Raw genomic sequence first — 25,020 nt, 5'->3', positions numbered from 1 at the left:
GCACCAGAAGCACAGTTGTTATATATTGGCTAGACAATCATAATAAGTTTCTGAATGGCTTCTTCCGTTATAGCAAGATTCCCTAAAAGTATAAAAATTGGGTCCAAGACGATCTTCCTCCTCTTGCTGGTCCTACTGCTGAGTCCGGCCTTGGCAGGGGCGCAGGGCACAAAAGAGGACTATGAGCGGGCGTACTCCCTGCCGGAGAAAATAAAAGGTAAGGTATGGTATGCGCCTAGCAGTTTCACCTGGCTGGAGAAAGAAAACAGGTTCTGGTACATGCAGCAGACGCCGCGTGGAAAAGAGTTTGTGCTGATAGATGCAGCGAGAAAAAGCCGCAAGCCACTCTTCCACCAGGAGAAACTGGCAAAGTCGCTGACGGCCGCTTCAGGTAAGCAAGTGGCGCCTTATGATTTGCCTTTCACGACCGTGAAAGTGCTGCCCGGCGGCCGCGAGATGGAGTTTGAGTTTGATGATAAGGTATGGGGCTATACCCTGAGCTCCAACCAGCTGACGGAGAAAGGGAAGGTGGAGAAGCGGGAGCCAGGCTCCTGGAACTGGCGGTTCAACAGTGAGACGGAAGGCAAGCCGGTACCGTCGCCGGACAGAAAGTGGGAAGCCTACACCAAGGGCTACAACGTGTTCATCCGCAACGCCGCCAACCCCAAGGAAGAATACCAGCTGAGCTACGACGGAACAGAAACTGACTATTACTCAGCGAACATTGCCTGGTCTCCAGACTCTAAAAAGCTGGCGACAAACAAAGTGCGCCCCGGTCGTGAACACCTGATCTATTTTGTAGAGGCAGCCCCGGCCGACCAACTGCAACCCAAACTGCATTCGCGCCTATACCTGAAGCCCGGTGATGCAGTGCCACAGCGCAAGCCACAGCTGTTTCTGGTGGACTCCAAAAAACAGGTGGAGGTAGATGCCTCCTCTATCGCCGACCAATACCACCTGACCAACCCGCTATGGCGTGCCGACAGCCGCGCCTTTACGGTAGAGTATAACCAGCGGGGCCACCAGGTATACAAGGTGGTGGAAATAGACGGGCAGAGCGGCCGCCTGCGCGACGTGATAGACGAGCGCAGCAAGACTTTCATCCACTACAGCGGCAAATATTTCCGCCACGATGTGGCTGATGGCAAGGAGGTGATCTGGATGTCGGAGCGTGACGGCTGGAACCACTTATACCTGATGGACGGGGCTACCGGGCAGGTGAAAAACCAGATCACCAAAGGCGAGTGGGTAGTGCGCCGCGTGGTGCAGGTAGATGAGGCGAAGCGCAGGATCATCTTCGAAGGCAACGGGCGCGAAGCAGGGCAGGACCCCTACCTGGTGCAGTACTACAGCGTGAACTTCGACGGCAGTAGCTTGAAAGCCCTTACAAGTGAGAACGCTTACCACCGTGGTACTTTCTCGCCAGACTATACCTATTTTGTAGACACCTATTCGCGGGTGGATGTGCCGCCGGTAACGGTACTGCGCAGTGCCGTCGATGGCAGGGTGATCATGCAGCTGGAGAAAGCGGACGCTAGCGAATTGCTGAAAACCGGCTGGAAAGCACCAGAAGTGTTCTCTGCCAAGGGGCGCGACGGCAAAACCGACATCTGGGGTGTGATCATCCGTCCGTCTAACTTCGACCCGGCTAAGAAGTACCCTGTTATCGAGCACATCTACGCCGGACCTCACAACTCTTTTGTGCCTAAAACTTATAACCCGGGCGCCAGCCTGATGCACGAGATGGCCGAGCTGGGTTTCATCGTGGTGCAGGTTGATGGCATGGGAACGTCCAACCGCTCTAAGGCCTTCCACGACGTGGCCTGGAGAAACCTGAAAGACGCCGGCCTGCCTGACCGCATCCGCTGGATAAAAAGTGCCGGAGAAAAGTATGCCTACCTGGATACAACCCGTGTGGGCATCTTCGGCATGTCGGCCGGTGGGCAAAGCTCGATGGGTGCTTTGCTCTTCCATCCGGAGTTTTACAAGGTGGCTGTGTCTTCTGTAGGCTGCCACGACAACCGCATGGACAAAATCTGGTGGAACGAGCAGTGGATGGGCAAACTTGGTCCGCACTACGCCGAAAGCTCCAACGTGGTGCATGCTAACAAACTGCAGGGCAAGCTCCTGCTGATAGCCGGCGAACTGGACGACAACGTGGATCCTGCTTCTACCACGCAGGTGGTGGATGCGCTCATCAAGGCAAACAAGAACTTCGATTACCTGATGGTGCCTGGCATGGCGCATGACACCGGGGGCGCTTTCGGCGAGCGCAAGCGCCGTGACTTCTTCGTGAAGCACCTGCTGGGCGTAGACCCGCCGGAGTGGGAAAACAAACAGGAAAAAGGCAGCACGGGCGTTGGGTCGGTAAGTGCCACGAAGTAGGGTGTGGCCGCACGCTCTATACCTATAGCCCAAAGCCCTTACGAGGGGCAGGGCTGTTTCATTCAACCTTTTTTCATCCTGAAAGGATCTTGTGGGCGAGTAGCGAAAGCTGAATTGCCTTTCAACTAAGATTCTTAACAGAATGACAATAGTTGTGGTGCCTGTTTTCTTAGAATGAAACGATCCTAATACGAGGGGGTATATTAGCCAGTGTATAAACAACAAAAGCCCTCCGGCGACCCTTCATAAAGGGATGCCGGAGGGCTTTTACGCTTTACCTTTAGTCGACAGGTTACAGCGCCTGCTGCCGGATGGCTTCCACCCCGGCGCGTGTCCGCTCCAGCGGCTCGCCCAATATACGGCTGCCGGTTCCGGTGATCACCAGGTCGTCTTCGATGCGGATGCCTCCAAAATCACGGTAGCTCTCCAGCAGATCGAAGTTGATATATTGCTGGGCTACCTTATCGTTGCGGCGCATGTCGATCAGCTCGGGAATAATGTAGATGCCCGGCTCCACCGTCAGCACGAAGCCCGGCTCCAGCGCGCGGCCCAGGCGCAGTGACTTCAGCCCGAATTCGGTGCTCTTGCGCAGTTCCGGAGTATAGCCCACGTATTGCTCGCCCAGGTTTTCCATGTCGTGCACGTCCATGCCCATCATGTGCCCCAGGCCGCACTGGAAGAACATGGTATGCGCGCCTGCCTGCACGGCCTCTTCAGTATCGCCGCGCATCAGTCCCACCTGTTTCAACCCATCGGTCAGTTTGCGGCAGGCCAGCAGGTGCACGTCTTTGTACAGCATACCCGGCTTCAGGGCGGCCATGGCTGCTTCGTGCGTATCGAGCACTACCTGGTACAGTTCGCGCTGCCGCTCTGTAAAAGTAGGCCCCACCGGAAACGTACGAGTCATGTCGCCGGCGTAGCCTGCTGCCGTCTGGATGCCGGCATCGAGCAGGAGCATATCGCCAGCCCGCAGGGTGTTACCGCGGTAGTGGTTGTGCAGGATCTGTCCTTGGGTGGTACAAATCACCGGGAAGGAAAGGAGGTTGCCTGTCGATTCTGCATAGCGAACCGCCTCGGAGGCCACTTCATGCTCTTTCATGCCTTCGCGGGCAAACTGCATCACGCGGCGGTGCATGCGCGCGGTAAGTGTTACAGCCTTTTCGATCTCCTGTATTTCAGCATCGGATTTAATGGAGCGCTGCGCCACTACGGCCTGTATTAGGGGCAGGCTTGGTTCCAGCATAGCTTTTCCTGTCCAGGCCTGTAGTTTAAGCTGGTGCTCCGGGCGGTAAGGAGGCAGGTAATGCAGTTTTGTTGCTCCGGCCACGTAGTCGGCTATCTTCTCGGTTGGCAGTACCCTATGCACGCCCACCTGTTCGGCGAGCGAGGCCAGACTGGGCAGCGGACCGGTCCACACCACATCATCTATACTTTGCTCCGGCCCGAAAAGGATCACTTCGTTGCGATCGATATCGATAAGGCCCGTCAGGTCAGCCTGGTCCAGACCGAAATAGTAACGAAAGGTGCTGTCCTGGTAAAAGGGGTACCAGTTGTCTTTGTAGTTCATACCGGCTTCCTCGTTGCCCAGGAGCAGGACGAGGCCACTGCCGAGTTGTTGTTTTAGTTGCTGACGGCGCTGGGTATAGGTTTTTGCATCAAACATATAAGATGAATCAAATTTGGTTTATACTTTATTTGTAGTTGCCTGGCGGCGGAAATTGCGTGGGGTGGTGCCAATAGTCTTGATAAAGACGCGGTTAAAGTGCGACAGGTTGGCAAAGCCGCAGGTAAAGGCGATGCTGGCGATGGTCTGGTCGGAGTGCAGCAGAGCCTGGCAGGCATTGCTTAAGCGCAGCTCGTTCAGAAAAGTGACGAGGGTCTTGCGGGTGCGTTCTTTAAAGAAGCGGCAAAAGGCCTCGCGGCTCATGTTGGCGACCGAGGCCACTTCTTCGAGGGTGAGCTGCCGGTGGCTTTCATCTACCAAAAACTGCAGCACCTGCTCCATGCGCTTGCCTTCGCGCTCGCTAAGATTGTGCATCTGGTCGGCCAGGTTCAGGCGCTGTAGCGCAGCCTTATGCATCAGTTCGTCCACCAGTTGCAGGGCGCCCACCACTTTGCTCAGATGGTGCCTGTGGTGTAGCTGCCGTACCTGTTCCACGAAATTATCCGGCTCCGCCAGACACACCTTATAGCAGCCACTCAGTTGCTCAAAAAACTCTTTTACTTCCTGCATTTCTTCGGCTGCCCAAAACGCCTCGCCAAAGGCACGCAAGTCGAAGAACAGGATGATACTGTGGCTCTGCCGCGCTTCGTCGTGCTGATAGTAGGCATCATCGCTCCGAAACACATGGGGCACGTTCTGGCCCAACAGGAAAATGTCGCCCGGCCCGAAGCGGCCAATATAGTCGCCCACGATCAGCTTTCCCTCACCTTCCAGGATGCAGCTGAGCTGTATTTCGGGATGTTGGTGCAGTTTATCGTAGAAGTATGGCTGGCAGTCCACCTGGTAGCGGATCAGCTCTTTGCTCGGCTTCGGTATTTTAAAGGGGATGACCTTCATGCTGGTACCATGTTAGCTAATATCCGGATTACTTGCAAAATATGGGTCAATATTCTATTAGTTATTACTAATCCAGTACAGGATTTTGCCTGTTCAATACTATACCTTTGAAATAGAACCAAAACCACTTCTTATCATGATCAACTGGAACGGCGTATTCCCTGCACTTACCACAAAATTCCATGCCGATGGTAGCCTTGACTTCGATACATTCTTTAAGAACGTAGATGCACAGCTGGAAGCCGGTGTGGACGGCATCATTCTGGGCGGCACGCTGGGAGAAGCCAGCGTACTGCGCACCGATGAAAAACAGGAACTGACCCGCAGGGCCATTGCCTATGTGGCAGGCAAGGTGCCGGTAATTATGAATATTGCCGAAGGCGCTACGCAGGAAGCTATACTCCGTGCCCGTGAAGCCGAAGAAATGGGTGCCAGCGGCCTGATGCTGCTCCCACCTATGCGCTATTACTCCGATCACCGCGAGACGGTCGCTTACTTTAAGGCAGTAGCCGAAAGTACCACGCTGCCCATCATGATCTATAACAACCCCGTAGACTATAAGCGGAGCATTACCCTGGAAATGTTCGATGAACTGCTCGTTCACGATAACATACAGGCCGTAAAAGAATCTACCCGCGACCTGACCAACGTTACGCGCATGCTCAACCGCTACGGCGATCGCATCAAGATATTATGTGGCGTAGATACCCTGGCCCTGGAAAGCCTGCTAATGGGTGCGCATGGCTGGGTGGCCGGTCTGGTGTGTGCTTTCCCGAAAGAAACAATGGCCGTGTTTAAGTTAGCCAAGGCAGGAAGAACACAGGAAGCACTGGAAATCTACCGTTGGTTTATGCCGCTGCTGGAACTGGATATTCATCCGAAACTGGTGCAGTACATTAAGCTGGCCGAGCAGCTGGAAGGCATTGGCAGCGAACATGTGCGTGCGCCCCGCCTGCCACTGATCGGGGAAGAGCGTGATAGCGTAATCGCCATTATCCAAAAAGGAATTGAAACAAGGCCACAGCTGCCAAATTTTAAAGAAGAAGCCTATGCTGTATAACGAAGCTTTAGCACACGCCGAACAGGCGTTTGAATCATACAAGAAAACCTCTCCGGCACAACGGGCACAGCTCCTGCGAAGTATAGCTGAGGCTATTGAGGCGCTGGGGGATGAACTGTTGCATACGGCCAGCCGGGAGAGCAATCTCCCGCAGGCCCGCCTGACAGGCGAGCGCGGGCGCACCTGCAACCAGTTGCGCCTGTTCGCAGATTTGGTAGAAGAGGGGTCCTGGGTGGAGGCCACTATCGACACCGCTCTGCCCGACCGCCAGCCTTTGCCGCGTCCGGACCTGCGCCGCATGCTCGTGCCGCTCGGGCCTGTGGTGGTGTTCGGAGCCAGCAACTTTCCGCTTGCCTTCTCCACCGCGGGCGGCGACACGGCCTCCGCGCTTGCTGCTGGCTGTACCGTGGTTTATAAAGAGCACCCGGGCCACCCGAAAACGTCACTGTTAGTTCATAAAGCCATCGCCCGGGCGCTTGAGGCAAACGGGCTTCCGGCAGGTGTGTTCCAGCATGTAAGCGGCGGCGTGGAAGTAGGGCAGGAGCTGGTAAAGCATCCCACTACAAAGGCTGTTGCTTTTACCGGATCTTATCAGGGCGGCAAAGCCATTTTTGACCTGGCCATGCAGCGCGAAGTACCCATCCCGGTGTATGCCGAAATGGGTAGCACCAACCCTGTATTTATACTTCCGGAAAAACTGAAGGAGAACACGGCTGAGCTGGCACATCAGGCGGCGGCATCGGTGTTACTGGGAGCCGGCCAATTCTGTACCTGTCCGGGCTTGCTTTTCGTGCCGGAGTCGGAGGTAACGGGGGAGTTTATGGAAACGCTTGAAGCAGAGCTTGCCACTGCCAACCCCGCCAAAATGCTGCACGGCGGCATCGCCGACAACTACTATAAGGGACTCGAAAAGCTTCTGAAAGCGGAAGGGGTGCAGGCACTGGTACAGCAGGAAGCTGACGTGCTGGAAGGACGTGCCTCCTTGGCCAGTACCAGCGCCGCGCAGTGGTTGCAGAACCCGGCTTTGCAGGAGGAAATCTTCGGCCCTTTTACCCTCGTTGTAAAGTATAACAGCGCAGACGAGTTGCTTTCCGCAGCAAAAGCATTGCAGGGACAGTTGACCTGCACGCTCTGGGGTTCAAATCAGGAACAAGAAATACAGCAAGCACTCACCGATGTGTTGCGCGACAAATGCGGACGACTCTTATTTTCTGGTGTCCCAACCGGGGTGGAGGTAAGTCATGCCATGACGCACGGCGGTCCTTTCCCGGCCACGACCGACAGCCGCAGCACGTCGGTGGGCACCTACGCCATCAAACGTTTTGCCCGGCCTGTCACGTTTCAGTCGGCTCCGCAGGCACTGTTGCCGGTAGAGCTGCAGAACGAAAACCGCAACGGCCTGTGGCGCATCCTCAACGGAAAACTTTCCCAAGCCAGTTTATAAGTATACAAATGGCCAGAAAAACATTCTTTTGCATCGATGCCCATACCTGCGGCAACCCGGTGCGCCTGGTGGCAAGCGGCGGCCCTGTGCTGCAGGGCCACAACATGAGTGAAAAACGCCTGCACTTTCTCCGAGAGTACGACTGGATCCGGAAAGGGCTGATGTTCGAACCACGCGGCCACGACATGATGTCGGGCAGCATTCTGTACCCGCCGCACGACCCGCAAAACGATGTGTCCGTGCTCTACATCGAAACCAGCGGCTGCCTGCCCATGTGCGGGCACGGCACCATTGGTACGGTCACGATCGCGTTGGAAGAAGGACTCATCACGCCCAAAGTACCCGGTCAGTTGCGCCTCGAGACACCGGCCGGCCTGGTACGCGTGCAGTATACCCAGGAAGGTAGCAAAGTGAAATTGGTGAAGCTGACGAACGTGCCGGCCTACTTGGATTCGGAAGACCTGACGGTAGAATGCCCGGAACTGGGTGCACTGAAAGTGGATGTGGCCTATGGCGGTAATTTTTACGCCATCGTGGATCCCCAGGAAAACTTTAAAGGGATAGAGAACTATACAGCTGATAAGCTTATTTCCTGGAGCCGTGTGCTGCGCCAGCGCCTGAACGAGCAGTATACCTTCGTGCACCCCGAGAACCCGGCTATCCAAGGCCTCTCACATATCCTCTGGACGGGCGAACCCTTAGCTGCTACTTCCACGGCCCGCAACGCGGTTTTCTACGGCGATAAAGCCATTGACCGCTCACCCTGTGGCACCGGCACTTCAGCCAGAATGGCGCAGTGGTACGCCAAGGGTAAGTTAAAGCCGGGGCAAAAGTTTGTCCACGAAAGTATCATCGGCTCCGTGTTCACCGGCACCATCGAAGAAGAAACCACAGTGGCTGGCAAACCGGCCATTTACCCCGGCATCGAAGGATGGGCGATCATCACCGGGTACAATACCATCTTTTTTGATGATGAAGACCCATACGTTCACGGTTTCCAGGTAATATGATGAGCAACGTAACGATAATCGGCGGGGGCATCGTAGGCTTGTTTACGGCCTACTACCTCTCAGAAGAAGGCTTCGAGGTTACCCTGCTTGATCAGGGAGACATGCAGCAGGGGTGTTCCACAGGCAACGCCGGCATGATCGTGCCGAGTCATATTGTCCCGCTGGCTTCGCCGGGCATGATCAGTAAAGGACTGAAGTGGATGTTCTCCGCTACCAGTCCTTTTTACATTCACCCCCGGCTGGACAGGCGTTTGCTGCAGTGGTGCCTGCACTTTTACCGGGCCTCCACCAAAAAGCATGTCGAGCACAGCATTCCCTACCTGAAAAACCTGAGCCTGCTGAGCAAGCGCCTCTACCTGGATTTTGCGCTGCAGCACCCCGATTCCCAGATTGGATTGGAAGAAAAAGGCCTGCTGATGCTGTACAGAACCCCGGATATGGAGCGGGAAGAAATTGAAATGGCGCATTTGGCCAACCAACATGGACTGGAGGCAAAGGTGCTGTCGCGGGAGGAAGCGCAGCAACTCGAACCAAATGTAAAGTTGGGCGTGCGCGGGGCCGTGCATTTTACTGGCGATGCGCACCTGGACCCCGCCAAACTGCATTGTTTTCTAAAGGACTATCTGGTAGCAAAGGGAGTGAAACTAGTATCGCATGCGCAGGTACTGAAGTTTGAGATCAAAGGCGACAGGGTACAATCCATCGTTACCACCCAAGGCGACTTTACTTGTGATCAGCTGATCGTGTGTGCCGGGGCCTGGTCCGGGCAGTTAGCCAGCAAACTGGGCATTTACCTGCCCATGCTTTCAGGCAAGGGCTATAGTTTCATGCAGCAAAATCAGCCGGCCCTACAGCTGCCCGCCATTCTTTGCGAACGGAAAGTTGCCGTAACACCCTTTGGCGAGCAGGTGCGTTTCGGCGGCACGATGGAAATTACGGGTACTGACCAAAGTATCAACCAACAGCGGGTGCGGGGTATTTTCGACTCCATTTCCAATTACTACGCTAACTTTCACCCCACCTTTCCTAAAGCGGAGAAAGTATGGAGTGGTTTGCGCCCTTGTTCACCGGATGGCCTGCCTTACATAGGTGCTACGCAGCGCTGGAGCAATGTGCTGTTTGGTACGGGGCATAGTATGATGGGTGTGAGCCTGGCACCGGCAACAGGCAAAGTCCTGGCCGAGCAGTTGCTGCAGAAAAAGGCGCAATTCCTTACCGACGCCTTTTCGCCGGACAGGTATAGTTAAGGTTTCTTAGGGAGGAGCTCGGGTTTATACTATGTAATTTCTTCGCTTTTCCTGACAAGGATGTCCGAAAGAGCGGGAAGCCAAGAGCCCTTTGCAGTTCATCCGCTTTAATTTTGCCGCAAGTTTTTAACTTGTAGCTTTTGATGTTGAGTTTGCAGCTCAATGGGCCAGAGGCCCCTACTATAGTTCGTCACGAGCGGGGACGCTCGCGCTATATAAAGAAAAAAGGAGCTGCTCCGAAAGCAGCTCCTTTTCTCAGGTCAATTACACTTCTGCCAGCCGGGCAGCTGCACCGTTTATTCTTTACCGTCTACAAACTTGCCATGGTCAGGTATGGCAATGGTGTCGTACTCGGCGGCTAGTTTGCTGAGACCTTTGGTTAGTTCTTCACCTTCCATGTAGGTACCATGCCCGGGGATGATTACCTGTGGCCGCAGCGCCTCCAGTTTACGCACCGAGTCCCAGGCAGCTTGCCAGTCAGTGGTGAGGTAGCGGGGTGGGCCTTGTATTTCCTCTTTTTGCACAAAGACCCTATACATGGAGTCCTGCTTTACGGTAATCACAGCATCTCCTGAAATCAGTACTCCGTCCTGCTCGCGGAAGAAAGCAACATGTCCTGGTGAATGCCCTGGTGTAAATACCCAGCCCCAGCCCGGCATGTGCGGAACTGAGCCATCTTCCGGTAAAGGCAGTAAGTTGGCTCCGCTGATGTTGATGGGCTCGTGCGGATAAATAGAAGAGATTTTGGCCAGCATGCCTCCTTCTACCGTGGTATCTGGTTCCGGGTAAGCCTGTTGCCCGGTCAGGAACGGAAATTCCAGTGGGTGCGCGTATACCGGCACGTTGCCCCATGCTTCCAGTAAGCCAACCAAGCTGCCCACGTGGTCGAAGTGCCCGTGCGTCAGGATGATGGCTGCTGGTTTGTTGTGCTTGCCAAAACGATCCTCAAATACCTGCTTCACTTCGGAAGCACATTTGGGCATACCGGCGTCTATCAGCACCCAATCTTCCCTGAAAGGGTCGCCTACTAGCACGAAGTTTACGATCTGGTTAGTATAGTAGTACACATCGGGACGTACCTCGCGACCAATACCGCTTGATATGGACGTCATAGGAATGAACTTGTTGTCGTCGCTTTGCTGCATGCTTGTATCCATAGATAAAGTAGTTTTTAATTGTCAGGTTCTGAAACTAACGACCTTATGGCCTATTGGTTACTGACAGGCAGTAGCAGAGTCACCGGTTATTATTATCAAAAGAGAGGATATACATGTCAAAGGTGAAGTGTAACCTGTAGTTAATCAGTTACTTTAATAATGAAGAGTGGAAGTATAGTACAGAGGGCAGCATGCCTGAATTGATTGCTTCCTGCAAGTTTACCTTTTTATGGTTTGGAGAGATTACAGGGAAAAGCTGCCAGCAGGATATACTTTGGCCCGTTGTAGTGTGCACAGTTTCAAATTAAAGTGTAAATTTCTAACCCTGACCGTCGGTCAGTTGAGCTACTGCACTATAGTTTGCTGCAGGGCTATAGTTTTTGACTCAAGATAATCTAAATTCTTAGAACGACTTATTACACTTCTAGCTATAACGATACTTAGGTATGTTCCAATTAAAACTCCGAAATATTTTACTGCAGCTGTTGCTGCTTTTAATCTTTACAGCTACCTCCCTTGCCCAGGGCAACCAGAACCGCCAGTGGCTGAAAGCCGGTAATGCCTATCTGCAGGCAGAGCAGGGGCAGCTGGTAAAGTATACGTTGCCGGATGTGACTTCCAGTGTTTTCCTGGAGAAGACAGCACTGGTACCAGCCGGTAAAACCGAACCCTTAAAGGTGCGGGGCTTTGCTTTGTCTGCTGATGAAGAGAAAGTGCTGATCTATACCAATACCCAAAAAGTATGGCGCTACGATACTCGGGGCGATTACTGGGTATATGACCTGCAGACAAAACAGCTGCGGCAGCTGGGAGCCGGAAGGCCGGAGTCATCGCTGATGTTTGCCAAATTCTCGCCGGACGGAGGCAAGGTGGCCTATGTAAGCGAGCACAATATCTTTGTAGAGGACCTGCAAAGTGGGCAGCAAAAGCAGTTAACGAAAGACGGCACCCGCAAGCTCATCAACGGTACCTTCGACTGGGCCTACGAAGAAGAATTCTCTGCCCGAGACGGTTTCCGCTGGAGCCCCGACAGCAAAAGAATTGCCTACTGGCAGCTGGATGCAACGCAGGTAAAAGACTACATCATGTTCGACATGCTGGATGGTGTCTATGCCAAAGTGATTCCGGTCGAGTACCCGGTAGCCGGGGAGGCACCATCGCCTTATAAGATTGGCGTGGTAGACATCCATAACGCTGCTACCCGCTGGATGGAAATTCCCGGAAACCCAAGCAACACCTACCTGCCCCGCATGGAATGGGCTGCTTCTGCCGATGAACTGATCGTGCAACAACTGAACCGCAAGCAAAACGAAAGTATATTGTACCTGTGCGATGCGGCTAACGGCAAAGCAAAGCCGATTTACAAAGAGCAGGACGAGGCCTGGATCGATATTATGCCGAGCTGGGACAATTCCTATAGTTATGGCGGTTGGGACTGGTTGAGTGGCGGCAAAGAGTTTCTGTGGGCGAGCGAGAAAGACGGCTGGCGCCACCTCTACCGCGTAAGCCGCGACGGCAAAAAAGAAAACCTGATCACCAAAGGCAACTACGATGTGATGGAGATTGCCGGTGTCGACGAAATGGGAGGATACGTCTACTTTCTGGCCTCACCGGACAATGCCACGCAACAGTACCTTTACCGCACGCGCCTGAATGGCAAAGGCAAGGCAGAGCGTCTTACCCCGGCGTCGCAGCCAGGCACCCATACGTATACTTTGTCGCCTAATGCCAAGTATGCACAGCACCGCTTTTCGAACCACTACACAAAACCAGTAAGTGAGTGGGTATCGTTGCCAAACCACAAGGCTACAGGTGGCGAAAGCGCCGTTGCCAAAGCATTGGCTACAGCAGATAAAGCAGCCAGTGGCGTGGAATTTATCAAGGTTAAAACTGCGGATGGGGTAGAGATGGATGCCTGGATGGCCAAACCTGCCAATTTTGATCCGAAGAAGAAGTACCCGATCGTGTTTTATGTATACACGGAGCCAGCCGGCCAAACTGTAACCGATACATATGGTGCAGGTCAAAACAATCTGTACAAGGGCAACATGGCCGAGGATGGTTACCTCTATGTATCGGTGGATAACCGGGGTACGCCCGCACCAAAAGGAAGAGACTGGCGCAAGAGCATCTACCGGAAAGTTGGACAGCTCAACATCTCCGATCAGGCTGCTGCTGCCAAAGAGCTGCTCAAATTACCATATGTAGATGCTGAAAGGGTGGCAGTCTGGGGCTGGAGTGGCGGCGGTTCTGCTACGCTTAACCTGCTCTTCCAGCACCCGGACATCTATAAAACAGGGATTTCGGTAGCAGCTGTAGCTAACCAACTCACCTACGATAACATTTACCAGGAGCGCTACATGGGCCTGCCGCAGGAGAACCGCGAAGATTTTGTACAAGGCTCACCCATCACCCATGCCAAAAACCTGCAGGGCAACCTGCTTTACATCCATGGCACCGGCGACGACAACGTGCACTATAACAATGCCGAGCAGTTAATAAATGAGCTGATCAAGTATAACAAGCAGTTCCAGTTTATGCCTTACCCGAACCGATCGCACAGCATCTCGGAAGGCGAAGGCACCAACGGGCACCTTTCGACTTTGTTTACGAATTACCTGAAGCAGTACTGCCCGCCGGGGGGTAGGTAGTTATACCTTAAAAGGCACAGCTGGTAAAAGAGAATGCTACCGGCTGTGCCTGATATTTATACTTTCGAAGGTAACACCCGAACAAATAGGCTAAAACCTCTGACGCATGAAAAACAACATCACCCGCGTTTCTATACTTTGCCTGATCCTGCTCTGCAGCTTCAGCGCCTTTGCTCAAAAGTCTGAGTTTACCCGGCAGGATACGCTGCGTGGCTCTATCACGCCCGAGCGTGCCTGGTGGGACCTGACGTACTATCATCTGAGCGTACAGGTAAATCCGGCAGACAGCACCATCCAAGGCATGAACACGATCCAATATAAAGTGCTGGAGCCGAAGCAGGTCATGCAGGTAGACATGCAGGCGCCGATGGCCATCGAAAAAGTAATGCAGGATGGGAAGCCACTTCAATTTAAGCGCGAAGGCAATGCCTACTTCGTACAGCTGGCAAAAAATCAGCAAACGGGTGCCGTGGATAAAGTAGAAGTATACTTTGGCGGCAAGCCTACCGTCAGCACCAACCCGCCCTGGAGTGGGGGCATCACCTGGAAGAAAGATAAAAATGGCAATCCGTTTATAGCGAACTCGAATCAGGGCGACGGTGCCAGCATGTGGTGGCCCTGCAAAGATCACATGTACGACGAGCCCGACAGTATGCTCATCAGCGTTCGTGTACCGGACCATCTGATGGATGTATCGAATGGCCGTCTCCGCAAAGTGGAGCAGCATAACGACCGTACCAAGACCTTCCATTGGTTTGTGTCCAACCCGATCAACAACTATGGCGTGAACATCAGCATCGGCGATTACGCCCATTTTTCTGAAAAATACCAGGGAGAGAAAGGCGTGCTCGATTGCGACTACTATGTGCTGAAGGAGAACCTGGACAAAGCCAAAGTACAGTTTAAAGATGCCCCACGCACGCTGCAGGCTTTGGAGCACTGGTTTGGCCCGTACCCGTTCTATGAAGACGGCTACAAACTGGTGGAAGTGCCTTATCTGGGCATGGAACACCAAAGTGCCGTAACGTATGGCAACGGGTATCAGAACGGTTACCGTGGCCGCGACCTGAGCGGTACTGGCTGGGGACTAAAGTTTGATTTCATTATCATCCATGAATCGGGGCACGAGTGGTTTGCCAACAACATCACCAACAAGGATGTGGCTGATATGTGGATCCACGAGAGCTTTACCAATTACTCGGAGAATCTGTTTTTGGACTACCACTATGGCAAAGAAGCCAGCAGCGCCTATGTGATCGGCACCCGCATGAACATCAAGAATGATCGCCCGATTATTGGCGTGTATGGAGTAAACAAAGGTGGTTCCGGCGACATGTACTACAAAGGGGGTAACATGCTGCACACCCTGCGCCAGATCGTGAACGATGATGAGAAGTGGCGCAGCATCCTGCGCGGCCTCAACAAGGAGTTTTACCACCAGACGGTAACCACGCAGCAGATCGAGAACTACCTGAGCCAGCATGTTGGCCGCAACCTAGCGCCGTTCTTCGATCAGTACCTGCGCGATGTGCGTGTTCCAAAGCTGGAGTATCAGGTAAAAGGCAAAAAGCTGAACTATAGATGGAGCAATGCAGTAGATGGTTTCAACATGCCGGTAAAGGTACTGGTAAACGGAGAAGAACAATGGCTTGAACCAGCTACCACCTGGAAGGAAATAAAGATGCGGAAGAAAAATGCTGTTATAGAAGTAAGCAATGATTTCTATGTAGAGGCAGTTGCCGCTAAATGATTGTGTTGCATCAGGCTAGCGCGCTTGTGTAGCATAGCCTCTGCTGGTAAGTATAAATCAATACGGTTTTAGTAGGTGTCAACTATAGTAGGAGTTATGATTTGTGAGTCAGGTTGTTTACAAAAGTTTGCCAGATGTTATTCTGTTGGATTACTGAATTACTTAAGTATTAATCTGGCAATGTTGAGTTTCCCTGAACTAGTACCGCAAGAGCTGTTCGATAAGGCAACAGGTTACTAACAACCCCTCCATAAGGAAGTAAACATTACTCTTATCCCCGCTTGCTGACTTAGTGGTACAGGGAGTACTTAGTACCTGCATTGTCCCTTGTCTAAGTCCGTTGCCGGGTTGGAGAAGGGGGAAATAAACTAAAAGGTAAGCGCGGCACCTCATCCTATAGCGAAAGTTACCGGAAACGTATTTTGGGGATAAGGTATGGAAATGAGGGTGTAGTTTATAAGTTGCTTGGAACTAAGCTTTTGTGCCTTGTTCCATCTGGGAAAGTAGTGCGAGGAATTGCTCGGAAAGGCTATCGATGTTCTTCATCTCATCGTGTGCCTGCTCAATGTTCCCAGCAATGTACTGGCGGTAGAGGGTCCGGCCTGAGAAGACAAGACTCTGGTGCAGCCTCGAGAGTTTCATGACCTCTGCCGAACCCGCGTATCGCTGGCTGCCTGTTGTGCTGAACCAGATGTCTACGGGGCTCTGTGGGGAGAAGAGCGAAGCGTCATAGGTGCCACCGTATAGAATCGCCCGCACCCTCGTCTTGAAGAAGATGTGCTTTATCCGTAGCTGCTGTAGATCAATTTGAACGATGTCCACTTTGGCGTTTTCTCCGATGACTGTGCGATGTACCTACTGTCCTATGCTGATACCCAACTCCCTTGCCCGTTGCTCTAACCGGGCCTGCTCGGTTACGTCTTGGCCGAAGACGAGAATCCCAGAAACTTTGTCCTGCTCGTCCCGCACCGCCTGATAGATAAAGGTGACGTATATGTCCTCCAGATTGCCCGTGGCGTAACGGTCCAGTTTCAGCGGGGTGTTTTCGGCAACATACTCCTCGCCCGTGCGGTACACCCCATCCAGCAGGTCTACGAAGCCCTGCTCGACTACCTCCGGCATGGCCTCGGCCACCGTCTTGCCTACCAACTCTTTGCCCGGCATGAGCATCTGGTAGTTTTCGTTGACCAGCTCGAAGCGGTGCTCGGGCCCCTTGAGCACACAGCAGAAGAATGGGGCCTTTTGTATCAGCCGCTCCATCACCCTGCGCTCTACCTCCGCCTTCTGGAAAGCCTGCTGCACCTGGTCGGCCATCGCCACCATCTGCTCGTTCGAGGTAAGCAACTCCTGCACCAGCAGGCGTGTCTCGTGGATGTCGGTGGAGCTGCCCACCCACATGATGATGTTGCCCTGCTCGTCTTGCATTGGAAGGCTACGGCAAAGGTGCCAACGGTAACTACCGTTGCGGTCGAGCTTGCGCACCTCTACTTGCATCTCCCTGCCGTTTTCGAAGGCTTCCTGCCACTTGGCCGACACAGCCGTCAAGTCACCCGGATGGATGACCTGGTGCCAGTTATGCTGGAGCAGCTCTTCCACTGGAATACCTGTATAGGTGCTCCAGCGCTGGTTGAGGTAGGTGAGTTCCCCCTGTGGATCTGTGGTAAAGATGAGCTGGGGCATAGCGTCTGCCATGAACCTGAACTTGCTTTCCTGCACGGCCAGCGCCTGCTTGTGCAGTTCCCGTTCGGTTACATCGGAGGTTTTCTGGATGATGAATGCTATGTTCCCCGCCTCGTCTAGAACGGGTGTATGCACCGCCTCCCAATACCTGACATCGAAGCTTCCATCGGAGCTGGGAATGTCGTAGCGCAGCACGTCCAGAAAATCAGGCTGCTTTGTCTGCAGTACCTTTTCCAGCGACTTGCGCAGCCGCCCTTCATTCATGGACTCTGGCTCGCCCGGGTTGTTGGGGAACTCGCTCAGAAAGTCTTTCCCCACCAGGGTTTCACGTGTGCGCATTGTCACCCGAAAGTACTCGTCTGTAGCGTCCAGCACTTTCAGTTCAGGGGAGAGTAGAACAACGGTGTCAGGCAGATGTACTAAGAACCTATATAAATCCATGGGTAAGGCTTTATCAATTGGAAGTTGCAAGATAACAAATCTAAGGGAAGGCTTTGTTTTCTCATGCTCTTATACGACATACCCGATAAAAGTTGGAGAACATAATCTAAGGAAAGATGACTGTGATTTGGAAAATAAATGAAGTTGCAGACCTCTGGGAGTCGAACTTTCACGTGATTCTCACCCTTACCTTCACCTGTTGTAGGATAAGGTTTTTACCTTGGGTTGCCGGTTTCCATGCTGGCCCTTCCCGGACCAGGCGCAAGATTTCAGCAACGATAAGAAAAACGTCGGCGAGTTGGGGACGGGGCACACGGTGATGACGCTCTATGAGTTGGTGCCTGTTGGCCCTCGTAAGGAAGAGGTGTCGGCAGACAAGGTGGATGAGTACAAGTACCAGCAGGCAAGGGTAAATCCTGAGGCTGCCACCTCCGGGGATGTGCTGCCGCTGAAGCTGCGCTACAAAGAGTCTGCAGGAAACAAGAGCCGTCTTTTCACAAGTACCGTAGCCGCACAGGCGGTAAAAGAGGAGACGAACTCTGCCTACCACCATTCTCCTAACTGACTTACTTATTCACTATGTGCGGACGGGATGCCTTCATCCGGAAGGAGGGGACCAAAAACGGCTCCAGGGCGGTTAGGCTTTGGATGCTTTTACTCCTTCTACGCTTGCCACTGTAGTTTACACGTTATTCTTCCTTTACCCAGCAAATACTAGAGGGCATTGCTGATCCTGAGCTTTTCCCTGATGGCTTTTAGCGCCTTATGGAGATGGTTCTCAATGTTGCTGGTGCTGGTGCTGAGCAGCTGAGCAATTTCACCATTGCTCTTGCCCTCCAGGCGGCTAAGCACAAACACCTGTCGCCTTACAGGAGGCAGTGTTGCATATGTTTCCTGGAGTAGCCTTTCCAGGTCTCGGTAGGCAATCGTTTCCTCTGTAAAGCACCCGGCGCCAGTACCGGTGACCTTAAAATACTGGGCGAATGCAACCTCATAGGCCCTATGCCGGGCCCTGTTATAGGCGATGTTCTTCGCGATGCTGAATAGGTATCCCCCAAAGTTTTGTTCCGGGTTCAGCTGGCTGCGCCCCTCCCATACCTTGAGAAAAACCTCCTGTACTATTTCCTCCGCCTCTTCCTTATGCCCAAGGAGGTGCATGGCAAACGCGAACAGCCTGGGCTCGAACAGGTCGTACAAATTTTCAAAAACAGCTATATCTCCTGCCCTGAGAGCCGCTATGGCATCGGGCAGACAGTTGACGCCCTTCAGCTTCATGTGATCGTGTGTGATTAGGTGAGATGACAAGACATGATCTCCCTAAGCTACAGCTTGGCGTAACAGCTGTAGCTTAGGGATGCAGTTGCTAAATGTAATGAGTTAAAACAACTCCTCAAAAGTGAGCGCTTAATTATTTTTGAACGGGAGGTGGTGCAAAGGCAGCTTGATGTGTATTCTATATATACCAATTTAAAGAAATGGACAGCGAACTATTGGATAGGTTCTATAAAGGAGAATGCTCAGCCGAGGAGGTGCAGGAGGTGCTGCACTGGTTCAGAGAACAACAACTGAGCCCTAACAAGGAGCAGGACCTGTCTGCGCTCTGGGAGGAGGCAGGCCGAAAGCCTGCAGTGGTTCAGGACCATGATGCGGGGCAGGTGTTACGCAAAATACGGGCGCAGATCGGGAAGTCAGCTGAGCAGGAGGAGCCGGGCAAGGTTATCAGGTTCAGGAAAGCTGACGCCGTACCCATCTGGGCAAGAGTCGCAGCTGCAGTGCTACTGCCCCTTATCTTGATCGGGGTTCTGAAGCTGAACTCCTCTGGCTCCGGGCCGGCCAGAGTGGTTTACCAGACGATTGAGGCAGCTCCTGGGGTTAAGAAGACACTCCATTTAGCCGACGGTTCAATGATAAAGCTGAATGCGGGAAGCAGTGTTTCCTTTGCAGAGGGCTTTGGGCAGGAGACTCGTGAGATCATACTGCAGGGAGAGGCTTTCTTCGAGGTAGCCAAAGACAGCCTGCGGCCCTTCATTGTACGTACCGGGGGCATCTCCACACAAGCCCTGGGTACTTCCTTCAACATCGACTACAACCAACAGGACGGTACCATCAAAGTGGCGCTGGCTACAGGCCAGGTGAAGGTGGAGAAAGAGGACCAGGGCCGGAAGCAGTTATTATCCCACCTGGTGCCGGGGCAGCAGCTGTCTTTTGATAAGGCATCGCAGCAGTTCGCAGTCACTCCGTTCGACAGGAGGGAAGTACTGGCCTGGAAAGAAGGTGTGCTCTTTTTCCGAAAGGCAAGTATGGACCAGGTGGTTCGGGAACTGGAAAGCTGGTACGGCGTGCGCATCGAGGTGGAGACGGGCGGCATGCGGGTCAATGACTGGAACTACACGGGCGAATACCATCAGGAGACGCTGGAGCGTGTTCTCGACGGCCTTGCCTTCGTGAATGGTTTTTCATACACCAGGTCAGGCGGCCACGTGAAGATTATGTTGAAACAAAGGCAATGACATGCACAGGAGACGGGAATAAATACAGCCAGGCCTGAAGCAGGCCTGGCTGCAGGTGCCTCCCTCAAAATTTGTTGGCGCAAATTATAATTATGGAGGCTGTTGTTTAATCGAAATCAACTCACAATCAAACACACAAATTTATGGAAAATAGTCTTTACTACCTATTAAAAGGTAGGACGGCCAGAGCTTTGTCCATGGTGCTCGCGTTATGCTGTCTCGTCTCTTTCTCCTACGCGTCAGGCACGGGGCCTGACGTACAGAGTGAGAGGGTCACGCTAACCCTGGAGCAGGTTTCCCTTTTAGAATTCATTAAGCGTGTTGAAGCGCAAACTCCTTTTCGCTTCACCTATAACGAGAAGGAGCTGGCTGGAAGAAGTGCTGTTTCGGTCAGGGCCCATAAAGAGTCTCTCGGCAAAGTGCTGGAGCGAATTGCATTGCAGACAAACCTGGAGTTCAGGGTCATCAACCATAATATCCATATCCGTCCACGGCCAATACAGCCTAAGCAGCTGCCTGGCAGCGATCAGCAGGAGCAGGTGACGGTGACAGGCCGTGTGACGGATGCAAACGGCACCGGCCTTCCCGGTGTAACCGTGCTCTTAAAAGGCACCACTACCGCAGCTCCCACGGACACAGATGGAAACTATACTATCCGGGTGCCGGATGGAAGCGGTACACTGGTGTTTTCCTTCATTGGATACCAGACGCAGGAAGTGGCCATCAGCAACAGGACCCGCATAGACGTGGTTTTAGCTGATGACGCCAAGGCGCTGGAGGAAATAGTGGTGGTGGGATACGGCACACAGGAGAAGAGCGACCTGACAGGAGCTGTGTCCTCGGTAAAGGGCGAGGAGGTAAAGAAGATTGCCTCTAACACGCCTGCCGATGCCCTGCAGGGAAGAGTGTCGGGCGTGACCATCCGCCGTGGCTCAGGCAACCCAAGAGCTGGCACTGACATTAATATCCGGGGGGTACGCTCGCTGAGCGGCAACAACCCGCTGGTTATCATCGACGGCATCCAGGGCAACTTCGACCTGCTTAACCCGGATGACATTGAAAGCATAGAGGTGCTCAAGGACGGTGCCGCAGCCGCCATCTATGGCTCCCTGGCAGCCAACGGGGTGGTGATTGTAACCACTAAATCGGGCAAGTCGGGTAAGATGAAGGTGGAATTTAGCAGTTACTACGGGATTGACAAGCTACAAAACAAGCTGGAGCTGGTAGACAGCGAGGGCTATAGCCGCGTGGCCCGTATGGCTGCCCAAAATGCGGGAATGCCTGCACCCGATTTCCTGAATGGTACCTGGCCGGCTAACACCGACTGGGTGGACGAACTTTTCGACAACGGTACCTTCCAAAACTATAACCTGACCTTTGGCGGCGGCACCGACAACGTGAATTACATGCTGTCGGGCAGTTATAACCTGCGCGAAGGCATCTTGCAGGGCGAAGACCGGGAGAAAAAGCAGTTTCGGGCCAAAGTAGGCGCTAAACAAGGAAAGCTCTCGGTAGATGCTAACGTCTACTATGTGGAGAACGATGACCACATTTTCGGGGGTAGCATTTACGAGGCTTACTCCATGCCCGCCATCATCCCGGTGCACGATACCGGCAAGAAGTATGGCTTTGGCTACATCGACGATAACCTGTACAACGACCTGCCTGACCAAGAGAATCCGTTAGGGGTTGACTTTTACAACAAGAATACCGCCGCCGAGGAGAACCTGACCACCAACTTCTCGGCCACCTACGACTTGTTTGAGAACCTCAAGGTTACCGGCAGGGCGGGCGTGGAGAACGCCAACACGTTCAGCTACCGCCATACCAAACCTTATCAGGTGGGCAACAAAACCGAGGTGCGTTTCCACGAGGTCTATGAGTACCGCGGAGAGTACCAGCAGACGAACATGGAGCTCTTTGCGAATTACAGCAAGCAGTTCGGCAACCACAGCCTGGAGGTACTGTTAGGCGGCTCCCGTCAACGCATAGAAGACAATTTTATTGCCACGTCGGTAGAGGGCAAGCAGGTGTTGCCCGACGGCACGGAGGTACCTATTGGTTTCCTGGACCCCAGCTTCGGCACGCTGAGTGCGGGCCAGGGCGGGGTAACGACAAATGAAGGGTCAGGAACGGCCATTTCCAGGCTGTCGCAGTATGGCCGCATCAACTATGCTTTCCTGGACAGATACCTGATTCAGGCCACTGTGCGCCGCGACGGTTCCTCTAAGTTTGGGGTAAATAACCGCTGGGGCGTTTTCCCGTCCTTCGGGCTTGGCTGGAAAGTAAGCGAGGAGGAATTCTTCCAGGTAGACTTCATCAACTCCCTGAAGCTGCGCGGTAGCTGGGGGCAGTTGGGCAGCGAGTCTACGCTCGGGGCCTATGACTATCAGGTAAACACTGTGACCGGCTACCGCTACCCCTTTGGAGTTGCCGAGACACAGCGCATTGGTACAACCCTTACGAACATCCCGAACCCGGACCTGAAGTGGGAAACTGCCGAGACGGTTAACCTGGGGGTGGACTTTGGCCTGCTCGGGGACCGGATTACCGGCTCGGTTAACTATTACACGCGCAACACACGCGACATGATCATTCCGCTGGTGCTGCCCGGTTCCGCCGGCTTCAACAACCTGAATGTGAACTTTGGCGATGTGGAAAATAAGGGTATTGAGCTTGAGGCCCAGTACCGGAAGGCGACCGGCGTTTTTCAGTATTCCGCTGGCATAACCCTTGCCAACAACTCCAACAAAATCACCAAAGTGGCCAACACCTCCCGTGACGAGTTCCTGGGCGACGACACCACCATTGACGGGGAACCGGCCAACCGTTCGCGTCTAGGCTACCCTATAGGCTCCTTTTTTGTATACCAGGCAGACGGCATTTTCCAGACCGAGGAGGAGGTGCTGCAGCACACCGGCACCGATGCCGAGGGCAATACCGTGCAGGTGCAGCCAAATGCCCAGCCAGGTGATATCCGCTTCCGCGACGTGAACGGCGATGGCCAACTGAACACCGAGGACCTGGTGTATGCCGGCTCCGGCTTTCCTAAGTTCAACATCGGCGTCAACTTCTCGGCTACCTACAAGGCATTCGACTTCTCGCTGCAGCTTTACGGAGCTTCGGGCTTCAAAGTCTATAACGCCGTGCGGCAGAACTTCGAGGCCATGGACAACTACGAGAACTACATGACTTCTGCCCTGGATGCCTGGACACCGGAAAACCGGGACACAGAGGTGCCCAGAGCCGTGTTTGGAGACCCCAACCAGAACGCGCGCCGCAACTCCACCCGCTTTATCGAGGACGGAAACTACCTGCGCCTGCGCAACATCCAACTCGGCTACACGCTGCCATCGTCCCTGACGCAGAAAGCAAGTATAGAGCGGCTGCGCGTGTACGTGAGCGGGCAGAACCTCATTACCTGGACGGGCTACAGCGGCATTGATCCGGAGGTGGGCGGCACGCTGAACGCGGGTACGGACTTCAGCTCCTACCCCAATGTAAAAACGATGTTACTCGGACTTCAAGTAAACTTTTAGGAACATGAAAAATCATTTATACCGATACCTGATGTTGGCCTCGCTTTCCTGCCTGGCCATGGGCTGCAGCGACGATTTGCTGGATGAGTTCCCGAAGGACAAGCTCAGCTCTGAGAAGTTCTGGACAAATCCCGAGGATGCCGAGAGCAGTCTGGTTGTGGCGTATGAGCGCCTGAACCTGGGCTTTTGGGCCCACACGGAGGTGGCCTTTGTGGTGGAGAACTTCCGCTCTGACTTTGTGCAGGCCGGGAGTGACGTGATCGCCAATTACCCCGACCAGGAGGCATTTGACTCCTATCGGGTTACCAGTAGTAACGGACGCCTCGAAGACTATTGGAACCGGCAGTACCGGGGCATCTCGGCGGCCAACCTGGTGATTCACCACGTAGGTGCGATGACAGAGGAGCAGATTAGCTCTGACCAGAAGAACAAGATCGTGGCCCAGGCCAGGTTCCTAAGAGGACTCTACCACATGCGTCTGCTGATGAATTGGGAAAGAATCGTGCTGTTCGACTTTTTGCCGGAAGGGGCAGATGAGTTGCTACAGCCACTCTCCGAGCGAGAGGTCGTTTGGGCAGCCATCGAAAAGGATTTTGCCGAAGCAGCCGAACACCTGCCCGACACCTGGGATGCCAACAATAAAGGCCGTGCGACCAAAGGCGCTGCGTTGAGCTTCCTGGGAAAAGCCTATCTGGAGCAGCATAAGTGGGCCGATGCGGAACGTGCCCTGAAGGCAGTCATCGATCTGGGGGTTTACCAGCTGGAGCCTGATTTTGCCTCTCTGTTTGATGGCTCAAATGAACTGAACAGCGAGTCTATTTTTGAGATTGCTTTCACAGACAAGGAAGTGGCGGGCAGCGCCGTAGAATACGCGGGAATCTACAACATTGCCACCACCGAGATGGGCGGCTGGGAGGCCATGCTGCCTACACAAGCCCTTCTCAACGAGATGAAGAAAGAAGGAAAGGTATCGGCAAAAGGAAAGTATGACGCCCGTCTATACGGTACCCTATTCTTCGACGATCCGGATGTAGACATCTATGGCCATACATACAGTGAGGTGTTTGGCGAGGGGAACACTAAAATAGGCTGGAAGAAGTACCTGTTCCGCAACGTGGCCCCCTGGGAGGCTCCGCGGAGGTACAGGTCTAACATCAACAATGTGCTGATGCGCTACGCGGACGTGCTGCTCATGTATGCCGAGGCGCTGAATGAGCAGGGGAAAACGGGAGAGGCAAAGCTATACATCGACCAAGTGCGGGCCCGCGCCGAGATGCCTGCTACCACGGCCACGTCGCAGCCCCAACTACGGGCCCAGATCATGCACGAGCGGGCCGTGGAGTTCGCGCTGGAAGGGCAGCGGTTTTACGACCTGCGCCGCTGGGGCGATGCCGTGATGGCCGACGCTATCCGCAGCAGCGCCTCCAGAGGATACCAGAACTTCAACGTGGCCGAGGATAAGTTCCTGCCCATCCCATCTTCCGAAAAGGCCAACAACCCAAAAATTCAATAGCAGGGTACCTAAGGGCGCACAGCACTGCCAACACCGGTAGTGCCGTGCGTCTGCATGCCCGGCAGTAACTACT

At 53.7% G+C, this 25,020-nt stretch carries 17 protein-coding genes; 11 read left to right on the top strand and 6 right to left on the bottom strand.

The window, feature by feature from the left end:
- The first annotated feature begins 54 nt into the window (after positions 1 to 54).
- Positions 55 to 2,385 (top strand): S9 family peptidase, encoded by a 2,331-nt coding sequence (locus tag OH144_RS10300; protein WP_266206217.1) that lies wholly within the window; start codon positions 55 to 57, stop codon positions 2,383 to 2,385.
- Positions 2,386 to 2,677: 292 nt separating this feature from the next.
- Here the strand turns inward: OH144_RS10300 and OH144_RS10295 are convergent, their stop codons facing one another.
- Together OH144_RS10295 and OH144_RS10290 are read right to left on the bottom strand one after the other, a co-directional pair.
- Positions 2,678 to 4,048 (bottom strand): aminopeptidase P family protein, encoded by a 1,371-nt coding sequence (locus tag OH144_RS10295; RefSeq protein ID WP_266206216.1) that lies wholly within the window; start codon positions 4,046 to 4,048, stop codon positions 2,678 to 2,680.
- Positions 4,049 to 4,069: 21 nt separating this feature from the next.
- The gene (locus OH144_RS10290; RefSeq protein ID WP_266206215.1) at positions 4,070 to 4,945 is read right to left on the bottom strand and encodes an AraC family transcriptional regulator; all 876 of its coding nucleotides are present in this window, start codon (positions 4,943 to 4,945) and stop codon (positions 4,070 to 4,072) included.
- A 139-nt stretch (positions 4,946 to 5,084) separates the two neighbouring features.
- On the opposite strand from OH144_RS10290, the gene OH144_RS10285 reads away from it, so the two are divergent.
- Genes OH144_RS10285 through OH144_RS10270 form a run of 4 tightly spaced genes read left to right on the top strand, consistent with a single transcriptional unit; the run spans position 5,085 to position 9,706 of the window.
- Complete coding sequence (locus tag OH144_RS10285) at positions 5,085 to 6,005, top strand: dihydrodipicolinate synthase family protein (RefSeq protein ID WP_266206325.1); 921 nt, start codon at positions 5,085 to 5,087, stop codon at positions 6,003 to 6,005.
- Positions 5,995 to 7,449: an aldehyde dehydrogenase (NADP(+)) gene (locus OH144_RS10280; protein ID WP_266206214.1), complete on the top strand. Its 1,455-nt coding sequence runs from the start codon at positions 5,995 to 5,997 to the stop codon at positions 7,447 to 7,449. The genes OH144_RS10285 and OH144_RS10280 overlap by 11 nt, the downstream gene beginning before the upstream one ends.
- An 8-nt stretch (positions 7,450 to 7,457) precedes the next feature.
- Positions 7,458 to 8,459 carry a 4-hydroxyproline epimerase gene (locus tag OH144_RS10275; RefSeq protein WP_266206213.1) on the top strand — a complete coding sequence of 334 codons (1,002 nt, stop codon included), beginning with the start codon at positions 7,458 to 7,460 and terminating at the stop codon, positions 8,457 to 8,459.
- Entirely contained in the window at positions 8,459 to 9,706 is a 1,248-nt protein-coding gene (locus OH144_RS10270) for an NAD(P)/FAD-dependent oxidoreductase (RefSeq protein WP_266206324.1), read from the top strand. The genes OH144_RS10275 and OH144_RS10270 overlap by 1 nt, the downstream gene beginning before the upstream one ends.
- Before the next feature lie 296 nt (positions 9,707 to 10,002).
- On the opposite strand, the gene OH144_RS10265 is transcribed toward OH144_RS10270, so the two are convergent.
- A complete protein-coding gene (locus OH144_RS10265; RefSeq protein ID WP_266206212.1) occupies positions 10,003 to 10,863 on the bottom strand; it encodes an MBL fold metallo-hydrolase in 861 nt (286 codons plus the stop codon).
- A 446-nt stretch (positions 10,864 to 11,309) separates the two neighbouring features.
- Here OH144_RS10265 and OH144_RS10260 point away from each other — a divergent pair, with 446 nt between their 5' ends.
- Together OH144_RS10260 and OH144_RS10255 are read left to right on the top strand one after the other, a co-directional pair.
- Positions 11,310 to 13,514, top strand: coding sequence for a S9 family peptidase (locus OH144_RS10260; protein WP_266206211.1), 2,205 nt, complete (start codon positions 11,310 to 11,312; stop codon positions 13,512 to 13,514).
- 106 nt (positions 13,515 to 13,620) lie between these two features.
- Positions 13,621 to 15,264: a M1 family metallopeptidase gene (locus tag OH144_RS10255; protein ID WP_266206210.1), complete on the top strand. Its 1,644-nt coding sequence runs from the start codon at positions 13,621 to 13,623 to the stop codon at positions 15,262 to 15,264.
- A gap of 471 nt (positions 15,265 to 15,735) precedes the next feature.
- On the opposite strand, the gene OH144_RS10250 is transcribed toward OH144_RS10255, so the two are convergent.
- The gene (locus OH144_RS10250) at positions 15,736 to 16,086 is read right to left on the bottom strand and encodes a histidine kinase (protein ID WP_266206209.1); all 351 of its coding nucleotides are present in this window, start codon (positions 16,084 to 16,086) and stop codon (positions 15,736 to 15,738) included.
- Between the two features lie 33 nt (positions 16,087 to 16,119).
- Entirely contained in the window at positions 16,120 to 17,385 is a 1,266-nt protein-coding gene (locus OH144_RS10245) for a PAS domain-containing protein (RefSeq protein WP_266206208.1), read from the bottom strand.
- A gap of 220 nt (positions 17,386 to 17,605) precedes the next feature.
- On the opposite strand from OH144_RS10245, the gene OH144_RS10240 reads away from it, so the two are divergent.
- Positions 17,606 to 17,950, top strand: coding sequence for a YfbK domain-containing protein (locus tag OH144_RS10240; protein WP_266206207.1), 345 nt, complete (start codon positions 17,606 to 17,608; stop codon positions 17,948 to 17,950).
- 149 nt (positions 17,951 to 18,099) lie between these two features.
- On the opposite strand, the gene OH144_RS10235 is transcribed toward OH144_RS10240, so the two are convergent.
- Positions 18,100 to 18,660 (bottom strand): RNA polymerase sigma factor, encoded by a 561-nt coding sequence (locus tag OH144_RS10235; RefSeq protein WP_266206206.1) that lies wholly within the window; start codon positions 18,658 to 18,660, stop codon positions 18,100 to 18,102.
- Between the two features lie 200 nt (positions 18,661 to 18,860).
- Here OH144_RS10235 and OH144_RS10230 point away from each other — a divergent pair, with 200 nt between their 5' ends.
- The 3 genes from OH144_RS10230 (at position 18,861) to OH144_RS10220 (ending at position 24,947) form a co-directional block, all read left to right on the top strand.
- Complete coding sequence (locus OH144_RS10230; protein WP_266206205.1) at positions 18,861 to 19,895, top strand: FecR family protein; 1,035 nt, start codon at positions 18,861 to 18,863, stop codon at positions 19,893 to 19,895.
- A 197-nt stretch (positions 19,896 to 20,092) separates the two neighbouring features.
- Positions 20,093 to 23,434, top strand: a complete 3,342-nt coding sequence (locus tag OH144_RS10225) for a TonB-dependent receptor (RefSeq protein ID WP_266206204.1) — start codon at positions 20,093 to 20,095, stop codon at positions 23,432 to 23,434.
- A gap of 4 nt (positions 23,435 to 23,438) precedes the next feature.
- A complete protein-coding gene (locus OH144_RS10220; protein ID WP_266206203.1) occupies positions 23,439 to 24,947 on the top strand; it encodes a RagB/SusD family nutrient uptake outer membrane protein in 1,509 nt (502 codons plus the stop codon).
- Positions 24,948 to 25,020: the final 73 nt, after the last annotated feature.

It is taken from the genome of Pontibacter kalidii, from assembly GCF_026278245.1.
Lineage (GTDB): Bacteria > Bacteroidota > Bacteroidia > Cytophagales > Hymenobacteraceae > Pontibacter > Pontibacter kalidii.
The sequence above is the reverse complement of the archived record's forward strand: the minus strand, read 5'-3'. Positions and strand labels throughout refer to the sequence as shown.

What these genes read in the sequence shown, in the direction of transcription:
- OH144_RS10270 (WP_266206324.1), top strand. Translation starts at nt 8,459, where the DNA reads ATGAGCAACGTAACGATAATCGGCGGGGGCATCGTAGGCTTGTTTACG.
- OH144_RS10295 (WP_266206216.1), bottom strand. Translation starts at nt 4,048, where the DNA reads ATGTTTGATGCAAAAACCTATACCCAGCGCCGTCAGCAACTAAAACAA.
- OH144_RS10245 (WP_266206208.1), bottom strand. Translation starts at nt 17,385, where the DNA reads ATGGATTTATATAGGTTCTTAGTACATCTGCCTGACACCGTTGTTCTA.
- OH144_RS10255 (WP_266206210.1), top strand. Translation starts at nt 13,621, where the DNA reads ATGAAAAACAACATCACCCGCGTTTCTATACTTTGCCTGATCCTGCTC.
- OH144_RS10290 (WP_266206215.1), bottom strand. Translation starts at nt 4,945, where the DNA reads ATGAAGGTCATCCCCTTTAAAATACCGAAGCCGAGCAAAGAGCTGATC.
- OH144_RS10275 (WP_266206213.1), top strand. Translation starts at nt 7,458, where the DNA reads ATGGCCAGAAAAACATTCTTTTGCATCGATGCCCATACCTGCGGCAAC.
- OH144_RS10225 (WP_266206204.1), top strand. Translation starts at nt 20,093, where the DNA reads ATGGTGCTCGCGTTATGCTGTCTCGTCTCTTTCTCCTACGCGTCAGGC.
- OH144_RS10235 (WP_266206206.1), bottom strand. Translation starts at nt 18,660, where the DNA reads ATGAAGCTGAAGGGCGTCAACTGTCTGCCCGATGCCATAGCGGCTCTC.
- OH144_RS10300 (WP_266206217.1), top strand. Translation starts at nt 55, where the DNA reads ATGGCTTCTTCCGTTATAGCAAGATTCCCTAAAAGTATAAAAATTGGG.
- OH144_RS10265 (WP_266206212.1), bottom strand. Translation starts at nt 10,863, where the DNA reads ATGGATACAAGCATGCAGCAAAGCGACGACAACAAGTTCATTCCTATG.
- OH144_RS10260 (WP_266206211.1), top strand. Translation starts at nt 11,310, where the DNA reads ATGTTCCAATTAAAACTCCGAAATATTTTACTGCAGCTGTTGCTGCTT.
- OH144_RS10280 (WP_266206214.1), top strand. Translation starts at nt 5,995, where the DNA reads ATGCTGTATAACGAAGCTTTAGCACACGCCGAACAGGCGTTTGAATCA.
- OH144_RS10230 (WP_266206205.1), top strand. Translation starts at nt 18,861, where the DNA reads ATGGACAGCGAACTATTGGATAGGTTCTATAAAGGAGAATGCTCAGCC.
- OH144_RS10220 (WP_266206203.1), top strand. Translation starts at nt 23,439, where the DNA reads ATGAAAAATCATTTATACCGATACCTGATGTTGGCCTCGCTTTCCTGC.